This window comes from Pseudomonas sp. TMW22090 (assembly GCF_022496665.1).
GTDB lineage: Bacteria > Pseudomonadota > Gammaproteobacteria > Pseudomonadales > Pseudomonadaceae > Aquipseudomonas > Aquipseudomonas gregormendelii.
Genome location: NZ_SCFH01000004.1, coordinates 116818 through 135242 on the forward strand (window position 1 = coordinate 116818; position 18425 = coordinate 135242).

Annotated in this window: 19 protein-coding genes; 9 read left to right on the plus strand and 10 right to left on the minus strand. The window is 61.0% G+C overall.

What is annotated here, in order from left to right; translation table 11 throughout:
• Positions 1-91: 91 nt before the first annotated feature.
• Positions 92-628 carry a chalcone isomerase family protein gene (locus tag EQV97_RS13045; RefSeq protein ID WP_122839165.1) on the minus strand — a complete coding sequence of 179 codons (537 nt, stop codon included), beginning with the start codon at positions 626-628 and terminating at the stop codon, positions 92-94.
• A gap of 156 nt (positions 629-784) precedes the next feature.
• Between EQV97_RS13045 and EQV97_RS13050 the strand changes: the two genes are divergently transcribed.
• The gene (locus tag EQV97_RS13050; RefSeq protein ID WP_240889036.1) at positions 785-1570 is read left to right on the plus strand and encodes a hypothetical protein; all 786 of its coding nucleotides are present in this window, start codon (positions 785-787) and stop codon (positions 1568-1570) included.
• A gap of 98 nt (positions 1571-1668) precedes the next feature.
• A complete protein-coding gene (locus EQV97_RS13055; RefSeq protein WP_122839167.1) occupies positions 1669-2238 on the plus strand; it encodes a hypothetical protein in 570 nt (189 codons plus the stop codon).
• 2 nt (positions 2239-2240) lie between these two features.
• Here EQV97_RS13055 and EQV97_RS13060 read toward each other — a convergent pair whose 3' ends face one another.
• From EQV97_RS13060 to EQV97_RS13075, 4 genes are all read right to left on the minus strand, one after another.
• Positions 2241-2969: a dienelactone hydrolase family protein gene (locus EQV97_RS13060; protein WP_201148961.1), complete on the minus strand. Its 729-nt coding sequence runs from the start codon at positions 2967-2969 to the stop codon at positions 2241-2243.
• A gap of 124 nt (positions 2970-3093) precedes the next feature.
• Positions 3094-4206, minus strand: coding sequence for a succinylglutamate desuccinylase/aspartoacylase family protein (locus EQV97_RS13065; protein WP_122839169.1), 1113 nt, complete (start codon positions 4204-4206; stop codon positions 3094-3096).
• 86 nt (positions 4207-4292) lie between these two features.
• Positions 4293-5072 carry an ABC transporter substrate-binding protein gene (locus EQV97_RS13070; RefSeq protein ID WP_240889037.1) on the minus strand — a complete coding sequence of 260 codons (780 nt, stop codon included), beginning with the start codon at positions 5070-5072 and terminating at the stop codon, positions 4293-4295.
• Between the two features lie 236 nt (positions 5073-5308).
• Positions 5309-5743: a rhodanese-like domain-containing protein gene (locus tag EQV97_RS13075; protein WP_122839170.1), complete on the minus strand. Its 435-nt coding sequence runs from the start codon at positions 5741-5743 to the stop codon at positions 5309-5311.
• A 101-nt stretch (positions 5744-5844) separates the two neighbouring features.
• On the opposite strand from EQV97_RS13075, the gene ftrA reads away from it, so the two are divergent.
• Entirely contained in the window at positions 5845-6837 is a 993-nt protein-coding gene (ftrA, locus tag EQV97_RS13080) for a transcriptional regulator FtrA (protein ID WP_122839171.1), read from the plus strand.
• 1 nt (position 6838) lies between these two features.
• On the opposite strand, the gene cobF is transcribed toward ftrA, so the two are convergent.
• Positions 6839-7594 carry a precorrin-6A synthase (deacetylating) gene (cobF, locus tag EQV97_RS13085; RefSeq protein WP_045059725.1) on the minus strand — a complete coding sequence of 252 codons (756 nt, stop codon included), beginning with the start codon at positions 7592-7594 and terminating at the stop codon, positions 6839-6841.
• Positions 7591-8166: a histidine phosphatase family protein gene (locus EQV97_RS13090; RefSeq protein WP_122839172.1), complete on the minus strand. Its 576-nt coding sequence runs from the start codon at positions 8164-8166 to the stop codon at positions 7591-7593. The genes cobF and EQV97_RS13090 overlap by 4 nt, the downstream gene beginning before the upstream one ends.
• A 518-nt stretch (positions 8167-8684) precedes the next feature.
• On the opposite strand from EQV97_RS13090, the gene EQV97_RS13095 reads away from it, so the two are divergent.
• From EQV97_RS13095 to EQV97_RS13105, 3 genes are all read left to right on the plus strand, one after another.
• Positions 8685-9701 (plus strand): arginine N-succinyltransferase, encoded by a 1017-nt coding sequence (locus EQV97_RS13095; protein WP_240889038.1) that lies wholly within the window; start codon positions 8685-8687, stop codon positions 9699-9701.
• A 46-nt stretch (positions 9702-9747) separates the two neighbouring features.
• Positions 9748-10782, plus strand: coding sequence for an arginine N-succinyltransferase (gene astA / locus EQV97_RS13100; RefSeq protein WP_122839174.1), 1035 nt, complete (start codon positions 9748-9750; stop codon positions 10780-10782).
• 134 nt (positions 10783-10916) lie between these two features.
• Positions 10917-11786, plus strand: coding sequence for an oxaloacetate decarboxylase (locus EQV97_RS13105; RefSeq protein ID WP_122839176.1), 870 nt, complete (start codon positions 10917-10919; stop codon positions 11784-11786).
• Between the two features lie 166 nt (positions 11787-11952).
• Here EQV97_RS13105 and EQV97_RS13110 read toward each other — a convergent pair whose 3' ends face one another.
• Positions 11953-13026 (minus strand): diguanylate cyclase, encoded by a 1074-nt coding sequence (locus tag EQV97_RS13110; protein ID WP_122839177.1) that lies wholly within the window; start codon positions 13024-13026, stop codon positions 11953-11955.
• A 181-nt stretch (positions 13027-13207) separates the two neighbouring features.
• Between EQV97_RS13110 and EQV97_RS13115 the strand changes: the two genes are divergently transcribed.
• From EQV97_RS13115 to EQV97_RS13125, 3 genes are all read left to right on the plus strand, one after another.
• The gene (locus EQV97_RS13115) at positions 13208-14659 is read left to right on the plus strand and encodes an NAD(P)/FAD-dependent oxidoreductase (RefSeq protein ID WP_122839178.1); all 1452 of its coding nucleotides are present in this window, start codon (positions 13208-13210) and stop codon (positions 14657-14659) included.
• A gap of 25 nt (positions 14660-14684) precedes the next feature.
• Positions 14685-15626: an alpha/beta fold hydrolase gene (locus EQV97_RS13120; protein ID WP_045059717.1), complete on the plus strand. Its 942-nt coding sequence runs from the start codon at positions 14685-14687 to the stop codon at positions 15624-15626.
• A 113-nt stretch (positions 15627-15739) separates the two neighbouring features.
• Entirely contained in the window at positions 15740-17107 is a 1368-nt protein-coding gene (locus EQV97_RS13125) for a VOC family protein (protein ID WP_240889039.1), read from the plus strand.
• 35 nt (positions 17108-17142) lie between these two features.
• Here the strand turns inward: EQV97_RS13125 and EQV97_RS13130 are convergent, their stop codons facing one another.
• Together EQV97_RS13130 and EQV97_RS13135 are read right to left on the minus strand one after the other, a co-directional pair.
• A complete protein-coding gene (locus tag EQV97_RS13130; RefSeq protein WP_240889040.1) occupies positions 17143-17820 on the minus strand; it encodes a type 1 glutamine amidotransferase domain-containing protein in 678 nt (225 codons plus the stop codon).
• 429 nt (positions 17821-18249) lie between these two features.
• Positions 18250-18417: a hypothetical protein gene (locus EQV97_RS13135; protein ID WP_240889041.1), complete on the minus strand. Its 168-nt coding sequence runs from the start codon at positions 18415-18417 to the stop codon at positions 18250-18252.
• Between the last annotated feature and the right edge of the window lie 8 nt (positions 18418-18425).

Genomic DNA, 18425 nt, shown 5'->3' on the forward strand with positions numbered 1-18425 from the left:
GGCAGCTCCTACGGGGATCTTGTCTGTGTTGGGAGCGCTTGCAAGCAAAATTGAAAAATCGTCCGATCGCGGCCCGAGCCTGCGGCAGCGCCTACCGGGATTTGGCTACTCCCATCAATTGCTCGCGCAACTGCGGATTGCGTGTTCGCGGGTCCAGCCAGATATCAAAAAACGCCCGGGCGAATGCCGGGTCGTTCACCTCGTGCTGCAAGCGCTGCCCGACGTAAAACCGCGCCCCCTGCCCCGGCAGATACACCCCGGTGATCCGCGTTCCGGCCTGCACATCGACAAATGCCTGTTGCATCTGCCCCTGCCATGCCTCCAGTTGCGCGGCACTCACCGACTCGCCTGACAGGCGCCTGATTTCATCCACGCTGGCCTGAACCAGGTCATCCCGGGAAATCTTGCGCTGGTAAATGAGTTCAAGGGCAAACGGCTGGTCGCTCGCCAAAGGCTTGGCTGCACTCCACAGGCGGGCGTTGTAGACATCAAAGCCAAACCACCGAAATTCGCCGGCACCGATGATCCGCGCCCCAGGCAACGACTCCTGCCAGTTGGCCAGCGCATGACCGGCCAACAAGGCCAGCAGCCACAAACTATGACGCAGAATGGATCGGGAGCGATTCATGATGGGCTCGATTCAGCGCAGAGGATGCCCAAAATTTATACGCCAAAACCCAAACTGTACAAGCTTTGAATGTTGTATACAAAAAACGCAAAGCTATACAACAATCCGTCTGGCGCATGCTAACGTGGCAGTCTCACACAGGATGGAGACGCGTGCGTGCTATTGCTCAAACTGCTGGTCATTCCCGGATTTCTGCTACTCATCTCCCTGGCGGGCAAACGCTGGGGCCCCAGCGTAGCCGGGTGGCTGTCAGGACTGCCAGTGGTGGTCGGGCCGATTCTGTTCTTCCTGGCCATCGAACAAGGCGAAGCATTTGCCGCCCGCTCGGCCACCGCCGCGTTATCGGCCATGTTCGCGATGATCGCCTTTTGCGTCACCTATGCCCAGGTCGCACAGCGCAGCAACTGGCCGACCGCGCTGAGTCTCTCGTTAGCCGTGTGGGCCATGTTGGCGGTGGTGTTATCGTCGATCCCCGCGTCCCTGGTGTTTTCCACAATCGCCGCTGCAAGCGCGTTGCTGGCGGCGCCTTATCTGTTTCCGTCGGTGCAGCCCGTGATCTCAGGCACCGCCCCCAAGTCTGACAGACTGCTATGGCGCATGGTCGCCGGTGCCCTGCTGACGCTGGCGGTCACCTTGTTGGCAAGTACCGTGGGCGAGCGCTGGAGCGGTCTGCTCGCGGTATTCCCGGTGCTCGGCAGCGTAATGGCGGTGTTCTCCCAGCAAACCCGTGGGCCGGCTTTCACGGCTGCGTTGCTGCGCGCCACGGCGACTGGCATGTATTCGTTTGCCGCCTTTTGCCTGGTCCTGGCCATGGCCTTGCCGACAATGGGCCTCAGCGCATTTGCCCTCGGCGTCGCAGTCTCGGTGGCCATGCTCGGTGTGACCCGGCGCCTGCTGGCAAAACCTGCGGTCAGCGTGCGCGCCCAGGCTTGCGACGAGTGACTGGCCGAGCACCGGTACTGGAGTGACTTGCACGCGGCATGGGATGATCGCGTCTGAACCGTTCGCGGCTGACGCGCGACAATCCCTGGAGATTCCGAATGTCATTGTTGAGCAACAAAGCCGTTGTCCTGTTGCTGGCCGTCGCTGCCAGCCTGGGGGCCCTGAATGCTCAGGCGGCCAAGGCCACCAGCAGTTCCGCATCGTCGCAGAAGGTGTCGATGCTGGGCGGCAAGTTCATCTTTACCCTGCCCAAAGGCTTCGTCGCCACGCCATTGCCGGCCAGCTCTTCGGGGGCCAGCGGGACCATGTACGCCAACGAAACCACCAAGACCGTGGTGATCGCCGCAGAAAACACCCTGCCCGAGGGTCTCAAGGTCAAGGACAATGACGGCGCCTTTCTCGACGGCACTGCGGCGGACTTTGACGCGGCGCAGCGCACGGCCCTTCCCGACTACAACAAGTTGAGCGAGAAAAGCCTGACCCTCAAAAGCACCGGCCTGGGTGTGCGCCAGGTCGACAGCACGGCCACCCAGGGGGGTGGGCAAACCCTCAACACCACGCTGATGGCGGCCTCTGGCAGCCACATGGCGGTGGTCCGGGTGATTTCCCGGCCCGGCGACATGGCGGCGCATGAAACCCTGATCAAGCGGATGCTCAGCGGTAAGTAAACCTAAGGGTTGAGGCTTTGTAGCCAGGCGTTCAAGTCCTGCATTTCGGCGGCGCTGATGCTGTGACCCACCCCAGGGTAGGCATGAAATTGGGGCTTGAGCGACAGGCTTTGCAGAAGGCTGTTGGCGTCTGTGCCATCGACGTAAGGCAAGCGTTTGTCTGCGGTGCCATGGCCGATGAAGATCGCCAGCTGCTGGCGTTTTTCATCGGGTTTGAGCTCGGTCTTGAGCTCGGTCTTGAGCACCGGCAGGATACGCCCGCTCAGCGCTGCGATGCCTCCCAGCGCCTGCGGATGACGCAGCGCCACCTCGTAGGACATGATCGCACCCTGGCTGAAGCCCACGAGGAACACCTTGTTCGGTGCGGTCCGATATTTGCTGGCGGCCTGGGTGATGAAGTCCAGCAAAACCTGGCTGCTGTTCTTCAGGTCATCGGTTTCGCCGTTGTAGGCACCCTGGCCTTTTTGGCGGAACCACTGGTACCTGCCTTCCTCCATCACCATCGGCGCGCGTACCGACAGGTAGTTGTACTGCTCGGGCAATTGATCCTTGATGCCGAACAGGTCCTCTTCGTTACTGCCATAGCCGTGGAGGAAAATCACCAGGGGCAGGTTGCGCGAATCGGCGTGGGTTTGCTCCAGGTATTTGAGCGGCAGATCGGCTTGCAGCGGGGTTTGCGCGTGGACGGCGGCGGACGCCAGGAGTGTCAGCAGAGCGAAAAACTTCAACATAAACCTTCCTTCACAGGTGCAGGATTGGATTGAAGCCTAACACTGTGAGGTATTCGATGTTGTTCAAGCCGCCCTCGCGAGCCCGCTCGCGAAGCGGACTTGCACCCACCGCAGAACCTGGCTATCAGTCGTTGATCAGCTTCCCGATCCGAATCGGCTCGCGCCCCGCCACCTTCGCCTGCCATGTTCCCGGCTGGGTGTACCGCCCGCGATCAATGGCGAACAATACGCCACTGGTCCCGGCACACACCGTGGTAGCCCGATCATTCAACGGGTCCACCACTTCGAACAAAGGATCGCCCTTTTCAACCCACTCGCCCGCTTCGCGCAAAAAACTCACCACGCCATGATGAGGCGCAAACAGATACTCGGTGCCCTCGAACGGCATGCCTTCACAGCATGTGTCCGGTGCTGCCGGCCATTGGCCCTTGATCACACCCTGCTCGCCGAGAAAGCCCAGTATCGCCTCGCAATTGGCCTGTGCCTGATCGACCCGGGTGTCGCCCATGCTCCCCAGTTCCAGGGTGGTGGCCAGGTTGGCAGGTGGAATAGCCGCTTCAGGGAACGCCCGTGCCAGGCGCAACCAGGGCGACGAACAGGACTCGTCGAACGAGCTGCCACCGGAATCTTCGCAGAGCAGCGCCACACCAGCCTGCAATCGAGCCGCGAGGGACTGCCACTGCGGCCAGTGTTGCGGCAAGGCATACAGGTGAATCGCCGCCTCGAAATCGCAATGCAGGTCGAGGGTAATGTCGGCATCGCAGGCATGGCGCAGCAGCAGGCGATGCATGGCTTCGAGTTGCGACATGGGGGCCGGCAAGCCGTCCAGCACCTGGACCATGGCCTGGCGAATCAGGGCGATATTGGCGCCGGCATCGGTGCCCAACCGCTCACCGATCAACTGCCCGACCGGTGCACTCAGTTCGACGAACGAACGGTTGAAGTTCTTGCCGCTGCCCAGTTCAAAGCGGCCCATATGACTGCCTTGCACATGCTGATCGAGGCCAATAGGGTTGGCCACCGGCACCAGTTCGATCACCCCTTGCAGCTGCCCCCGGGCCTCGAGTTCGCCCAGGCGCTTCTTCAATTCCCAGGCGGTACGCATGCCCGGCAATTCATCGGCATGCAGGCTGGCCTGGATGTACACCTTGCGCGTGCCCTCGCCGTAACGAAATACACTGAGGGTGCGTTCGGTGCCCAGGTGGCTCCAGGGCAGTGAATGGTCGATGCGTTGCATGTTGAAGCTCCGTGTCTCTGGATCTGCGCACGTGACAAAAAAAATGGCAACCGCGCTAACGGTTGCCACTTTTTTAAACGGTTTGATTAATGACCGTAAACGTCAAAATTGAAATACTTGTCCTGCACTTGCTTGTACTTGCCGTTGGCGCGAATCTCGGTGATGGCGGTGTTGAATTTTTCCGCCAGTTGCGTATCGCCCTTGCGCACTGCAATACCTGCGCCGCCGCCGAAATACTTGGCGTCTTCGTAGGTGGGGCCGACAAACGCGAAGCCCTTGCCTGCGTCGGTTTTCAGGAAACCGTCGTCCAGGTTGACCGAGTCGGCCAGCATCGCGTCGAGGCGACCGGACACCATGTCCAGGTTGGCTTCCTGCTGCGAACCGTAGCGCACCAGGATGATGCCGGCAGGCTGCAGCACTTCAGTGGCGAAGCGGTCATGTGTACTGGCGCGCAGCACACCGACTTTCTTGCCCTTGAGTTCGGTCAGCGGATCCTTGACCTCGCTGCCCTCCTTCATCACGAAGCGTGCCGGGGTGTGGTAGTACTTGATGGTGAAATCGACGTTCTTCTTGCGGTCGTCGGTGATGGTCATGGACGACAGGATGGCGTCGATTTTCTTGACCTTCAGCGCCGGGATCAGGCCATCGAACTCCTGCTCGACCCAGGTGCACTTGACCTTCATCTGCTCGCACAATGCGTCGCCGATATCCACGTCAAAACCGGTGAGTTTGCCGTCAGGGGTTTTCATGGAAAATGGCGGGTAGCCGGCTTCAATACCGATACGGATCGGCTTGGCGTCATCAGCCACGGCGCCGAGGGACAGCATCGACAGTGCCAGGGCACCGAACATCACTAGCTTCTTCATTCACAACTCCTGTGTGCGGAGGTTTTTATTGGCAGCGTTCGATTGGTCGCTTTCGGTTGGAAAAAACCGAAGTGGCCGGCAGTCTAGAGCGGCTACAAGCCGTTAAATTACGTCCAGGCGACAAATATTTACAAGAACACTGCAAGAATGATCAGCGTGATGATCCAGTGTGGAAGATCCGCGCCAACTGGCCAAATGGCCGGTGGCGCGGTGCACTTATCGGGTTGCTGGCGGGCTCAACATTCGCAGCCAATGCCCGGGGTGACGACGCGCGGCACGGCAACATTCAGGGCAAATCCCTCATCCAGCCATCCGGTCACCCCGCCGATCATCTCCTTGACCGGGTAATCCAGCGCGGCCAGCTTCACGGCAGCCTTGTTCGCGCCATTGCAATGCGGGCCGGCGCAATAGACCACAAACAGGCTGGTTTTGGGGTAGTGCGCCAGGCTTTGAGCCGTCAGCAATCGCCCCGGGATATTGATCGCCCCCGGCACATGACCGCGCTCGAACGCCCGAGGCCCGCGGACGTCGACCAGGATGAAATCCACTTCACCGGCCGCCTGGCTGCCGTAGACGTCGGAGCAATCGGTCTCGAAGGTCAGGCGATTGCTGAAATGCATGAGGGCGACGGCCGAGGGTGCAGCGGGGATTTCACGAACGAGGCTGGTCATGGGCAGTACTCCTGGGTGTTGAGGGGTGTGGGATGACTTTATCGACAGCTCGCTTCGGGCTACAGTGGCGCACAAGACACTTACCGGGAAGTTTCCGCCAAATGCATTCCGCCCCTGGATCGGTCGCGATCCTGGCCTACGATGGCCTGTGCACATTCGAGTTCGGCATTGCCGTGGAGATCTTCGGCCTTGCCCGGCCGGAGTTCGATTTCCCCTGGTACTCCCACTGCATTGTCGCCGTGGACCCGGGCCCGATGCGCGCCACGGGCGGTTTCCGGGTGCTGGCCGATGGCGGCATGGAACTGCTGCAAGAGGCCCGCACCATCATCATCCCTGGCTGGCGCGACCGCAGTGCCCCGGTACCCGAGGCGCTGTTGACGGCCCTGCGCCAGGCCCATGCACGGGGCGCACGGTTGTTGTCGATCTGCTCGGGGGTGTTCGTGCTGGCGGCCACCGGCTTGCTCAATGGCCACAGCGCCACCACCCATTGGCGCTACAGCAGCGAACTGGCTGAGCGCTTTCCCGAGATTCTGGTGGACCCGCAGGTGCTGTACGTCGATGCAGGCCAACTGATCACCTCGGCCGGGAGTGCGGCCGGTATCGATGCCTGCCTGCACCTGGTGGCCCGGGACTTCGGTACCCAGGTCGCCAACTCGGTGGCGCGGCGCCTGGTGATGTCGCCGCAACGCACCGGCGGCCAGGCGCAATTCATTCCGGCGCCGGTCAGTGTGGCGGCGCGCAGTGATCTTTCGCGAGTGATGCAATGGGCCCGCGAGCGCGTGCACCAGCCGCTGGAGGTGCGCGACCTGGCCAGTGAAGCGGCCATGAGCGAGCGCACCTTCCTGCGCCGCTTCACCGAAGCCACCGGCCTGTCGCCCAAGGCCTGGCTGCAACATGAACGGGTGGGTCGGGCGCGGGAGTTGCTGGAAGGCACCCGGGAGAATACCGAGCAGATTGCCGAGCGCTGCGGTTACCGCTCGGTAGAAAGCTTCAGGGTGGCGTTTCGCAGTGTCGTGGGGGTGCCGCCATCGGTGTATCGGGAGCGGTTTGGGCGTGGGCTTGCTCGCGAAGGGGCCGGCATGGACGGCGCCTGATTCAAGGCTTGCGCAACAGGTAGGTATCCATAATCCACCCATTGGCCAACCGAGCCGCCTTGCGCACCCGCTCGATTTCCTGCGCGACGTCCTCGAGCTTGCCGTGGATCAGCAGCTCATCCGGTGTCCCCAGATAAGCGCCCCAGTAAATCTCGGTCTGCGGATCTGCCACCTGGTGGTAGGCATCCTGGGCGTCGAGCATCACCACCAGGCTGTCGGCATCGCTCACCTGCCCCGCCGCCAGACGACGCCCGGTGGTGATTTCGATGGACTGGCCAATGCGATTGAGTGGCACCTTATGCCGGGCGCACAGGGCCTGGACGCTGGTGATCCCGGGGATGACTTCAAATTCGAACTCACAGCGGCCAGAATCGAGGATCGCCTGGAGGATCCTGATGGTGCTGTCGTACAACGCCGGATCGCCCCACACCAGGAAACCCGCGCACTCGTCGTCGGCCATCTGCTCATGGATCAGCCGCTCAAAGGTCGACTGCCTGGCCAGGTTCAGGTCTTCCACGCTGGCCCTGTAGTCCACCTCTCCCCGCTCCCGCTCGGGACTTGGGGCCTCGACGAAACGATAGGCCTTGTGGGTAATGTAGCGCTCGCAGATGTCGCGCCGCAGGTCGATGAGTTTGTCCTTGCTCTGACCCTTGTCCATGAGGAAAAACACATCGGCGCTATTCAGCGCCTTGACCGCCTGCAGGGTGATGTAGTCAGGGTTGCCGGCACCGATGCCAATCACCAGGAGTTTTTTCATGGCTGCGATTCCTCATGCCCATCGCCTGTTAAACGAAAACGCCAGCGCCCGTTGAACCGCAGCTCGACGATCGACAGCGGTTCAACATCAATCTGGTTAAACGCCGAGCTTTTCAGGGCCCAGGTCAACGCCGCACGAATCACGAATGGATGGGTGACCGCCACTATGTGCCCGGGTGTCGCCTCAAGCGCGGTCAGCCAGGCCGCCACCCGGCGAGTGAGCGCGGCGACCGATTCGCCGCCATGGGGCGCCGAATCAGCATCCTGGAGCCAGGCCTGCAGCGCCTGGGGTTCGGCCTCGTGCACGTCATCAATCTGCGCGCCGCACCACCGACCGAAGTCGCAGTCGCGCAGCGCCTCCACAGTCTCCACTTCACGGCCGAATAAACCAGCGGTTTGCCGGGCGCGCAACTCCGGGGCAGACAGGAGTCTTGACGACGTTTTGAATTGGCGACTGCGGGAACCCTGTGCCGATTGCCAATCCATTTCCAACGGCTCATTTGTAGGAAACCGCGCCAACTTTTGTGCGACGGTTCTCGCATGGCAGATCAAGGTCAAACGGGTCGCCCGCAATTGGGAATGCTCGCTGCAAAAAGTCAGGAAACGGTAACACGCCGCGGTTAGTCTGCAGGCGTTTTCTTGGGTGCAACACGGCAGTGTCTGACACACGGATTGGCAAGTGGCCTACACGAACTACGACCATGTCTGTAGGCCTTTACTGACAGGCCTCACGCCGTGTCCGAGGGAAGCAAAAAGCCCTGAAAAAATCACTAGACAGCCACGGCGCGTTGCATAAATACTGGATTCATCAACTGTGAATTAAACGAAAAAACATCCAGCAGGAGCCCGGATGCCCCCTCTGAATCTTTAGAATAATGATCTCCTTCACCCCGTGACCTTTGTGGCATAGCGCTGCCGGCCTGAGCGCGTTTAACGACTCGCCGCGACCCTGCCAGCGTCGTGAAAACTGAAAAACATGAAGAGTGGCGCCTGATAACGATCAGGTGAGCCGCCCCTGCAATGCGTGGAAACCGACAGTGATAGTCAGGCCGGGTGCTTGTCACCCGACCCTTTGATACAGGAGTGCATCCATGCTGGTCTTGCGTCCAGTCGAATTGAGCGATCTGCCCCAGCTGCAACGACTTGCCCGTGACAGCCTGCCGGGCGTCACGTCTTTGCCCGACGACACCGGACGCCTGCGCGAGCGGATTATCGGATCCTGCGATTCATTTGAAAAAGACGCCGCCGTGCAAGGACCGCAGAACTACTTCTTCGTGCTGGAAGACATCGATACCCAACGCCTGATGGGCTGTTCGGAAATTCTCGCCACGGCGGGTTTTGAAACGCCCTTCTACAGCCTGCGTCACCGGGATTACACCGCCGCCTCGCGGGAACTCAACGTCGAACATGCCGTACCCGCCTTGTCACTGTGTCACGACCTGAGCGGGCACACCTTGCTGCGCGGCTTTCATGTCGAGGCGACCCTGGTCGGGAGCCGGTTCAGCGAATTGCTGTCACGGGCTCGCCTGATGTTCATCGGCGCTCACCGCCATCGTTTTGCCGACTCGGTGATTACCGAGATAGTCGGGTTCAGCGATGATGAAGGCCATTCACCGTTCTGGGACGCGGTGGGTAAACACTTTTTCGACCTGCCCTACACCGAGGCCGAGCGCCTGTGTGGCCTGCAAAGCCGGACCTTCCTGGCGGAGCTCATGCCGCATTACCCGATCTATGTGCCGATGCTGCCCGAGGCTGCGCAGGCGTGCATCGGCCGCATCCATCCCGATGGCCAGGAAGCCTTCGATATTCTCGAACGCGAGGGCTTCAAGACCAATCATTATGTCGATCTGTTCGACGGTGGGCCGACCCTGCATGCGCCTCTTTGCGCCACCCGGTCGGTGGCCCGGGGATTCACTGCCAGCGTCAGACCGGTTGCCGCCATCGATGCGCGCGGCCGATATCTGGTCAGCAATGATTCGCTGAGGGACTTCCGCGCGATCGTTGCCGACCTGGACGTGCGTGCCGGGCAACCTGTGGCCTTGCCCCCGCAGCTGTGCGCCGCGTTGAATGTGCACGCCGGCAGCCTGATCCGCGTGGTCGCGCTGTGAACAGCCTTCGACGAATCGCCCCAGGACAGACTTCGGGAGCGGCGCAATGATCGTGCGCCCGGTCAGCGCCACCGACTTGCCTGCCCTGCTGGCGCTGGTCCGCCAGGCCGGTCCCGGGTTTACCAGCCTTGCGGCCAACGAAGATCGGCTGGCGCACCGGGTGCGCTGGGCCCGGCGCACCTTTGCCGAGCAGGTCGAACGCGCTGATGCCGATTACCTGTTCGTGCTCGAGGACGACGAGCAGCAAATCGTCGGCGTGAGCGCCTTGAAGGGCGCCGTAGGCCTGCGCGAGCCCTGGTACAACTATCGGGTCGCAATGACACACAGCTCGTCGCCAGACTTGGGGATCGAGCGTCAGATCCCGACACTGGTCATGAATAACGAGATGACCGGGCAATCGGAACTCTGCTCGCTGTTCCTGCATCCCGACCTGCGTTCGGGCAGCAACGGCAGGTTGCTGTCACTGGGACGCTTGTTGTTTGTGGCCGAGTTCACCCATCTGTTCGGCGACAGGCTGATTGCCGAACTGCGGGGGCATGCCGACCTCGATGGCTGCTCGCCCTTCTGGGACAGCCTGGGCCGGCACTTTTTCAGAAAGGATTTCCACCATGCCGACCAGTTGTCCGGCATGGGCAGCAAGTCCTTCATCGCCGAACTGATGCCCCGCCAGCCCCTCTACACCTGCCTGTTGACCGAGCAGGCCCGGGCGGTGATCGGCAAGGCCCACCCGAACACCGAACCGGCGCTGAGGATCCTCACCGCCGAAGGATTTACCCATCAGGGTTACATCGACATCTTTGACGCCGGGCCGGTCATCGAGGCCCCGGTGTCCGACATCCGCACGGTACGCGACAGCCAGGCGCTGACGCTGGCCATCGGCAGCCTGGACGAGCAGGCGCCGCTCTGGCTGATCCACAATCGCCGCCTGGAAAACTGCCGGATTACTGCGGCCCATGGGCAGCAGGTGGACGGCAGCCTGGTGGTCGATCGTCTCACTGCCAAGCGCCTGCAACTGCAACCCGGCGACTCGGTACGCGCCGTGCCACTGGTCGACCCGCTGCGAGAGGCGGCCGCCGCCTGATCGGCCCTGGCAAGGGCTTTGCCAGGGCATCCGGTAAATTCGTCATCATTCTTCCTGCGCTCGCGTGATAGCCTTTTGTTTCTTCGGCGTTGACACTTTTGCTCAAGCCCGTCCATTTCAATGGTGGAACTCATATGTCCAGGCTCTCTCATCAAGATTTACGGCGTAACTTCCGCGAGCTGTTCGCCTCCAATGCCTGCTACCACACCGCTTCGGTGTTCGACCCGATGTCGGCGCGCATTGCCGCAGACCTGGGTTTCGAAGTGGGCATTCTCGGCGGCTCGGTCGCATCGCTGCAGGTCCTGGGCGCCCCCGACTTTGCCTTGATCACCCTTAGCGAGTTCGCGGAACAGGCCACGCGCATTGGCCGCGTCGCCCAACTGCCGGTGATTGCCGACGCCGACCATGGCTATGGCAACGCGCTGAATGTGATGCGCACCATCGTTGAACTGGAGCGCGCGGGAATCTCCGCCCTGACCATTGAAGATACGCTGCTGCCGGCGCAATTCGGCCGCAAATCCACTGACCTGATCACGGTCGCCGAGGGCGTCGGCAAGATCCGCGCGGCGCTGGAAGCCCGGGTTGATTCGGAGATGGCGATTATTGCCAGGACCAACGCCGGCATTCTGCCTGTCCAGGAAATCATCAGCCGCACTCAGCAATATCAACGTGCCGGGGCGGACGGGATTTGCATGGTGGGTGTGCGTGATTTTGATCACCTTGAGCAGTTGGCCGAGCACCTGACTGTGCCGTTGATGCTGGTGACTTATGGCAACCCGCTGTTGCGTGATGACAAGCGCCTGGCCGAGTTGGGTGTGCGGGTGACGATTGATGGGCATGGGGCGTATTTTGCGGCGATCAAGGCGACCTATGACAGTCTGCGTGAGCAGCGGCAGATTTTCACTCAGGCATCGGATTTGAGTGCTACCGAGTTGACCCATACCTATACCCAGCCTGAGGAATATATTCGTTGGGCTGAGGAGTTCATGAGCGTCAAGGAGTGACCGAGGCGGGGTTTGCGGCCTCCGGTGCTGCGTAGGAGCCGTGTAGGAGCCGTGTAGGAGCTGTGTAGGAGCTGTCGAGTGCAACGAGGCTGCGATCTTTTGGCGCTATCCCTGACGGAGCAAAGCTTGCTCGCGATGCGGTTACAGCACCACGCATCCGAAGTCGCTATACCGAATCCAGCAATTCCCACTCAGACTGGCTGTCATTGCTGCAGATAACCCGATTGCGCCCCGTGGTCTTGGCTTCATACAGCGCCTGGTCCGCATCATTGAGCCACAAGGTGGCGTCCGTGTGAGCCGGGTTCAATGCTGCCAGGCCAATGCTCAGGCTGACCCTCAGCGCCGGGTCCTGTTCATGGCCCAATTTCGCAAAACGGTCGCGCAGTACATCCATGGCCGCCGCCGCGCTGCTCAGGGGCAGGTCCGGGAGGATCACGCAGAATTCGTCACCGCCGTAACGCCCGGCCAGGTCAGTTACCCGCAGGTTCTGCCGGAGCATTTTGCTCAGCTGGCGCAGGACGATGTCGCCGGCCACATGCCCATAAGTGTCGTTGATCGCCTTGAAGTGGTCGATGTCGATCAACGCGATCGCCCCGCCCTTGCCCTGCCGGCGGCACCGTTGAAACTCCAGTTCCAGCTGGTCTTTCCAGGCGCCATGGTTGAGCAGGCCGGTGAGGCTGTCGGTGCGACTCAACGCCAGCAGCTCACGTTTGTGCTGGCCAAGTGTGTGGGCCTGGCGGAAACAGATCCAGCCCAGCGCCAAGGGATAAAGGCATAGCAGGGGCAAGCAGGCGTACAACTGCAGTTGGCTGGTTTCAGGCACGAAGGCCGGGGCGAAGATCAGCAGGCCGACGCCCAGGCCCAGGATCTGCGCCCCGGTACCGGCCAGCAGGAAACGCAGCCCGCCAATTGCGACGTTGTTCATGGCCATCATGGAAATGGTCGCGGCGCTGGGCAGCGGATTGAAGTGCATGGCGGCGACCCAGAATCCGCCGAGAAAGGCATCCACCAGGAGGTTACGCTGTTCGGCGTGGTAAGGAATTTTCCTGCGTCGGGCCCATTGATAAGCCACGTGTGGCCAGACCAGGCCATTGAATAGCATCAGCGCCCAGACCCAATGCGGCGGATCGAGCGGGTACATGGCTGCGGCCACGCACAACAGGCCCAGGGCCAGGCCTAACGTTCGCGAGGTGTAGAGCCTGCGTGCCAGTGAAAGTCCTTTGACTCCCGATTTTTCCATGGGGCCTCTGTGCCACTGAACAGAACCTGCTGACACCTGGGTTGCGTGTGTGCTGAAGTCTAACAGGGCAACGTTAAATAGCCATCACCGGCTGGCGGCCTGAATATCCCGACATTGATGGCCGGCGTGGGCCGAATGTTTGGCTATACATGAAGGGGCTCGCCATCAAAAAAGGAAGTCCATGCAAACCTTTCAAGTGCTGATCATCGGCAGCGGATTCGGCGGCCAGTGCGCGGCGATCAATTTGCTCAAGGCCGGTATCGAAGATTTCCGCCTGCTGGAACGGCGGGATTTCTTTGGCGGGACCTGGTGCCAGAATACCTACCCCGGCGCTGCGGTGGACGTGCCCTCGCCGCTCTATTCCTTGTCCTTTGCGCCGTACCGCTGGACGCAGATGTTCGCCGAACAGGCCGAACTGCAACGCTACACCGAGTACGTGATCGAGCATTTCGGCTTGCGGGACAAGGTCGAACTGCAAACCAATGTCGAGCGCATCGAATGGGACGATGACAACCGGCGCTGGGTGGTGCACACCTCGCGGGGGATGTTCCAGGCGCAGTTCCTGATCAATGCCACCGGGCCGCTGAGCCAGCCGGTGGTGCCCCGCTTCGAAGGCCAGGAACGTTTCAAGGGCAAGACGTTTCACACCAACCAGTGGGACCACGCCTACGACTACCGCAACAAACGCGTGGCCATTGTCGGCAGCGGCGCCAGTGCGGCCCAGGTGATCCCGGCGATCGCGCCGCACGTTCAGCAGCTGCATGTGTTCCAGCGCACGCCACACTGGGTGCTGCCCCGGGCAGATCGCCGGTTTGGCCGGTTCCAGCGCTGGCTCCTGGGGCTCAAGCCGGCCTACAAACTGCTACGCTGGATGATCTACTGGCAATTTGAAACCCGGGTGATTGCGTTCAAGTACTCCCGGCCGGCGATCCGCCTGGTCCAGCAACAGGCGCTGGGTTTTCTCAAGCGCCAGGTGGCCGATCCCGAACTGCGGCGCAAGCTGACCCCGGATTACGCCATCGGCTGCAAACGGGTGATTGTTTCCAGCACCTTGTACCCGGCGCTCGGGCGCAGCAATGTGACACTGCACAGCCGCGAACAAGGGATTGCCCGTATTGACGAGAACGGCATCGTGACCAGCGATGGCCAGCACCTCGATCTGGACCTGATCGTCTGGTCCACCGGTTACGACGCCACCGACGGGGTGATTTCCTACCCGGTCTACGGAAAGAACGCGACGCGCCTGCAAGATGTCTGGGCCCAGTACCCCCGGGCCTACCTCGGCACCAGCCTGCCGGGCTTTCCCAACCTGTTTATCGTCACCGGGCCCAACACCGGAATTGGCCACACCTCGGCACTGTTCATCATCGAATCGCAGATGAACTACATTCTCGATTGTATCGGCACGTTAAAAAAACAGGGTTTACGCAGCATCGAGGTGCGCCCCGAGGCGGAACGTACCTACACTGAAATGATCCACAGAGAAATGGAGCGCACGGTATGGAAGTCTGGCGGTTGCCACAGCTGGTATCACAGCAAGAGCGGTCATGTAATCGCCATGTTTCCGGGGTTCAGTTTCAGCTATCACCGGCTCACCCGGGCACTGAAACCCGCCGATCACCTGCTCTCCTGATTCGTTAGATAGAAGGAAGACGCTGATGCTTTTATTGGTTGTCGCTATCGCTGTTTTCGTGGCCTGGAGCTGGTTGAGCTACCCCGCTATCGGTTACCTGCTGTATGACTTGAGCACCGCCATCGAAGCCAAGCTGTACCGGCTGCACAAGATCGTCGTGCCGATCCCCGAAATGACGGTCTCGACCTGGCAAGGTGGGCCATACGAGGCCACCAGCAGCGTACTGATGCTGCATGGCTACAGCGCCGACAAGAACCTGTGGCTGCGCTTCGCCCGGCATTTTGTCGGCCAGTACCGGGTGATCATCCCGGATATTGCCGGCCATGGAGAAACCGGGTTCAAGGCCGGCGGCGGCTACGACATCCCGCTCCAGGCCAAGCGCATGATCCAGCTGCTCGACGTCTGCGGCGTGGAAAAAGTGCATGTGATCGGCAACTCCATGGGAGGTTACATGGCTGCCTGGCTTGCCGCCCACTACCCGGACCGCATCGCGTCGGTTGCGCTGATCGACCCGGCCGGCGTCACTGCACCGGAGATCAGTGATCTGGAGCGGCAGCTGGGCAAGGGGCATAACCCGTTCCTGATTCATTCCCGGGAGGAATTCCGCCAGTTCTATGCCATGACCATGGCCAATCCGCCCTGGGTGCCGGGGGTGGTGCTGGATGCCTTCGCCCAACGCTATCAACAGTCTCGCGATGAGCTGGAGGAAATCTTCAGGGACTTTCGCGCCAGCCCGCCGATGGAGCCAAGACTGGCCGATATCAAGTGCCCGGCCCTGCTGGTGTGGGGGCGCAAGGACCGGCTGATCGATGTCAGCAGTGTGGCGGTCTGGAGCAAGGGCATTGCCGACCTGCGGGTGGAGATCGGCGAAGGCGTCGGGCATATGCCGATGGTCGAACAGCCCGCACACACGGCGCGACTGTATGGAGAATTTTTGGCATCCCAACGCTCGCACTTGCCCGTCTGACCCCTGTTTGCAGTCCGTGACAGAATGAAGTTCGGAAGATTCTTCGTTTGTCGGGGACGCTGAAGGCTGCGATCTTTTGCCCATCCTTCACGCCAGCGCCAGGAAAACCTTCCATGAGCCATCCGAGCTTCGTCAGCCCCGACCTGATCCGCCAACGCTTCTCCAAAGCGATGTCCGACATGTACCGCGAAGAGGTCCCGCTGTACGGCGCGCTGATGCAACTGGTGGAGCAAACCAACCGTCACGTGCTGCAAAGCGATCCACAAGTGGCCCGGCAACTGGACAGTACCGGCGAAATACAGCGCCTGGACCTGGAGCGCCATGGCGCAATTCGCGTCGGTACGGCTGATGAACTGGCCACTCTGGCCCGCCTGTTTGCGGTCATGGGCATGCAGCCCGTTGGCTACTACGACCTGACCCCGGCGGGGGTGCCGGTGCATTCGACCGCGTTTCGCGCGGTGCACGAAGCCGCATTGCAAGTCAGCCCGTTTCGGGTGTTCACCTCATTGCTACGCCTTGAGCTGATCGAAGATCAGGCACTGCGCACCTTCGCCCAGGCGGTACTGGATAATCGCAGGATCTTCACCCCGGCGGCGCTGCACCTTATCGAGTGCGCCGAACGCGAGGGCGGCCTCGGCGAAGCGCAGGCGCAACAGTTCGTCGAGCAGGCGCTGGAAACCTTCCGCTGGCACCACAGCGCCACCGTCACCGCCGAGCAGTATCAAAAACTCAGCGCGCAACATCGCCTGATCGCCGACGTGGTGGCGTTCAAGGGCCCCCACATCAACCACTTGACGCCGCGCACCCTGGACATCGATATCGTACAGGCACAAATGCCCGACCACGGCATCACCCCCAAGGCGGTGGTCGAAGGCCCACCCCGTCGCCAGTGTCCGATTTTGCTGCGCCAGACCAGTTTCAAGGCGCTGGATGAGCCGATCGCCTTTACTGATCAAGCCGACAGTCGCGGCAGCCATAGCGCCCGCTTTGGCGAAATCGAACAACGGGGCGCCGCGCTGACCCCCAAAGGTCGCGCACTGTATGACCGCCTGCTCAACGCGGCCCGGGATGAACTCGGCGAATTTCCCAACGAAAGCAACGCCGCACGCTACAACACGCTGATGGAGCGGCATTTCAGCGAGTTTCCTGACACGCTCGAGGGCATGCGCCAGCAAGAATTGGCGTATTTTCGCTACTTCGTGACGGACAAGGGCCGGGCTGCGGGAGCGCTGCAAACCATGGCGCTGGAGGACCTTTTACGCGATGGCTATCTGCGGGTGGAACCGCTGGTTTACGAGGATTTCCTGCCGGTCAGTGCGGCGGGGATTTTTCAGTCCAACCTTGGGGACGCTGCGCAAAGCCACTACGGTGAGCATTCGAACCGCCACGCCTTCGAGCAGGCCCTGGGACGCTCGACCATTGATGAACTGGCGCTGTACGCCGAAACGCAGCGCCGTTCAATCGAGCAGTGTTTCGCCTGACTTCAGGCCGTGCACCGTAGCTCTTTGGCGAAGGGTTAGCGCAGCTTCGCCAATAGTGCCTCGGCCACCGCCTCGGAAGACGCCGGGTTCTGCCCCGTCAGCAGCAACCCGTCAGTCACCACGTAACTGGCCCAGTCGTCGCCCTTGGAGTAGAGGCCACCGTTGGCCTTGAGCACGTCCTCAACCAGGAACGGTACGACATCGGTCAGTTGCACCGCCTCCTCCTCGGAGTTGGTAAAGCCCGTCACCCGCTTGCCCTTGACCAGCGGCTGGCCGTCCGCGCCCCTGACGTGACGCAACACACCCGGCGCATGGCAGACGGCCGCGACCGGTTTTCCAGCCTGGTAGAACGCTTCGATCAGTGCGATCGACACCTTGTCTTCGGCAAGGTCCCACAGCGGGCCGTGGCCGCCGGGGTAAAAAACCGCATCGTAGTCCTCGGCCCTGGCGCTGCTCAGCAACGCGGTTGAAGCCAAGGCGGATTGCGCCGCAGGATCCTTGCGAAAGCGCTCGGTGGCGGCGGTCTGCGCATCCGGCTCGTCGCTTTTGGGGTCCAGCGGCGGCTGACCGCCCTTCGGTGACACCAGGGTCAACTGGGCACCGGCATCCTTGAAGGCAAAATACGGTGCAGCGAATTCTTCCAGCCAGAAACCGGTTTTCTTGCCGGTGTCACCCAACTGGTCGTGGGACGTCAGAACCATCAGGATTTTCATGTTGTAGCCGCTCCGGGTCGATGTGCCTGTTTCATTGACCATCAGCCCGGTCGGTTCGTTTCAGTCCCAACGGTGCAATTTTCAATTGTGCAAACCAGGCAATCTACAAGTAGAGATGACACTCGGAATTTAACGACAAAAAAGAGCGACCCTGTGAACGCCGCATAACCTGGCAATGACTGATGAAGAGGGGTTCGCCCAGTGCAATGGCCTTGGCAATCCATGCACTGGTAAAGAGCCATGACACTGGGCGAACGAACTCTATTTTAATATAGGTTTGAAGATAAATCGCCGAAACCAACATGAAATTTATCGACATTATATTTAACAGGATGTCACTTTAAATATCATGCAACCCAATTCTCGAATTCACCGTCCGACCAATAAACTTACTGTCAGAACTGTGTGAAAGTTATGTTTGAATAATCATCAGGAATTGTCAGCCGTCTCCTGCGCCGTCGATTCCCCGCTGGCGGTGCCTTTGCCTTGTTCCTTGCGGCGATTGGGGTCGGTGGGCCGCAACGCATCATTGTCGCGCTCGACTTCCCCGGGTGGCCGGGGCTCGTCAGGGTGTTCCGTCTCGGTTAGCGGTTTCATTGCTGGCC

Bases quoted from the DNA above. Each gene is read 5' to 3' on its own strand.
- EQV97_RS13045 (WP_122839165.1), bottom strand. From the start codon at position 628: ATGAATCGCTCCCGATCCATTCTGCGTCATAGTTTGTGGCTGCTGGCC.
- EQV97_RS13055 (WP_122839167.1), top strand. From the start codon at position 1,669: ATGTCATTGTTGAGCAACAAAGCCGTTGTCCTGTTGCTGGCCGTCGCT.
- EQV97_RS13060 (WP_201148961.1), bottom strand. From the start codon at position 2,969: ATGTTGAAGTTTTTCGCTCTGCTGACACTCCTGGCGTCCGCCGCCGTC.
- EQV97_RS13065 (WP_122839169.1), bottom strand. From the start codon at position 4,206: ATGCAACGCATCGACCATTCACTGCCCTGGAGCCACCTGGGCACCGAA.
- EQV97_RS13070 (WP_240889037.1), bottom strand. From the start codon at position 5,072: ATGAAGAAGCTAGTGATGTTCGGTGCCCTGGCACTGTCGATGCTGTCC.
- EQV97_RS13075 (WP_122839170.1), bottom strand. From the start codon at position 5,743: ATGACCAGCCTCGTTCGTGAAATCCCCGCTGCACCCTCGGCCGTCGCC.
- ftrA (WP_122839171.1), top strand. From the start codon at position 5,845: ATGCATTCCGCCCCTGGATCGGTCGCGATCCTGGCCTACGATGGCCTG.
- cobF (WP_045059725.1), bottom strand. From the start codon at position 7,594: ATGAAAAAACTCCTGGTGATTGGCATCGGTGCCGGCAACCCTGACTAC.
- EQV97_RS13095 (WP_240889038.1), top strand. From the start codon at position 8,685: ATGCTGGTCTTGCGTCCAGTCGAATTGAGCGATCTGCCCCAGCTGCAA.
- astA (WP_122839174.1), top strand. From the start codon at position 9,748: ATGATCGTGCGCCCGGTCAGCGCCACCGACTTGCCTGCCCTGCTGGCG.
- EQV97_RS13105 (WP_122839176.1), top strand. From the start codon at position 10,917: ATGTCCAGGCTCTCTCATCAAGATTTACGGCGTAACTTCCGCGAGCTG.
- EQV97_RS13110 (WP_122839177.1), bottom strand. From the start codon at position 13,026: ATGGAAAAATCGGGAGTCAAAGGACTTTCACTGGCACGCAGGCTCTAC.
- EQV97_RS13115 (WP_122839178.1), top strand. From the start codon at position 13,208: ATGCAAACCTTTCAAGTGCTGATCATCGGCAGCGGATTCGGCGGCCAG.
- EQV97_RS13120 (WP_045059717.1), top strand. From the start codon at position 14,685: ATGCTTTTATTGGTTGTCGCTATCGCTGTTTTCGTGGCCTGGAGCTGG.
- EQV97_RS13125 (WP_240889039.1), top strand. From the start codon at position 15,740: ATGAGCCATCCGAGCTTCGTCAGCCCCGACCTGATCCGCCAACGCTTC.
- EQV97_RS13130 (WP_240889040.1), bottom strand. From the start codon at position 17,820: ATGAAAATCCTGATGGTTCTGACGTCCCACGACCAGTTGGGTGACACC.
- EQV97_RS13135 (WP_240889041.1), bottom strand. From the start codon at position 18,417: ATGAAACCGCTAACCGAGACGGAACACCCTGACGAGCCCCGGCCACCC.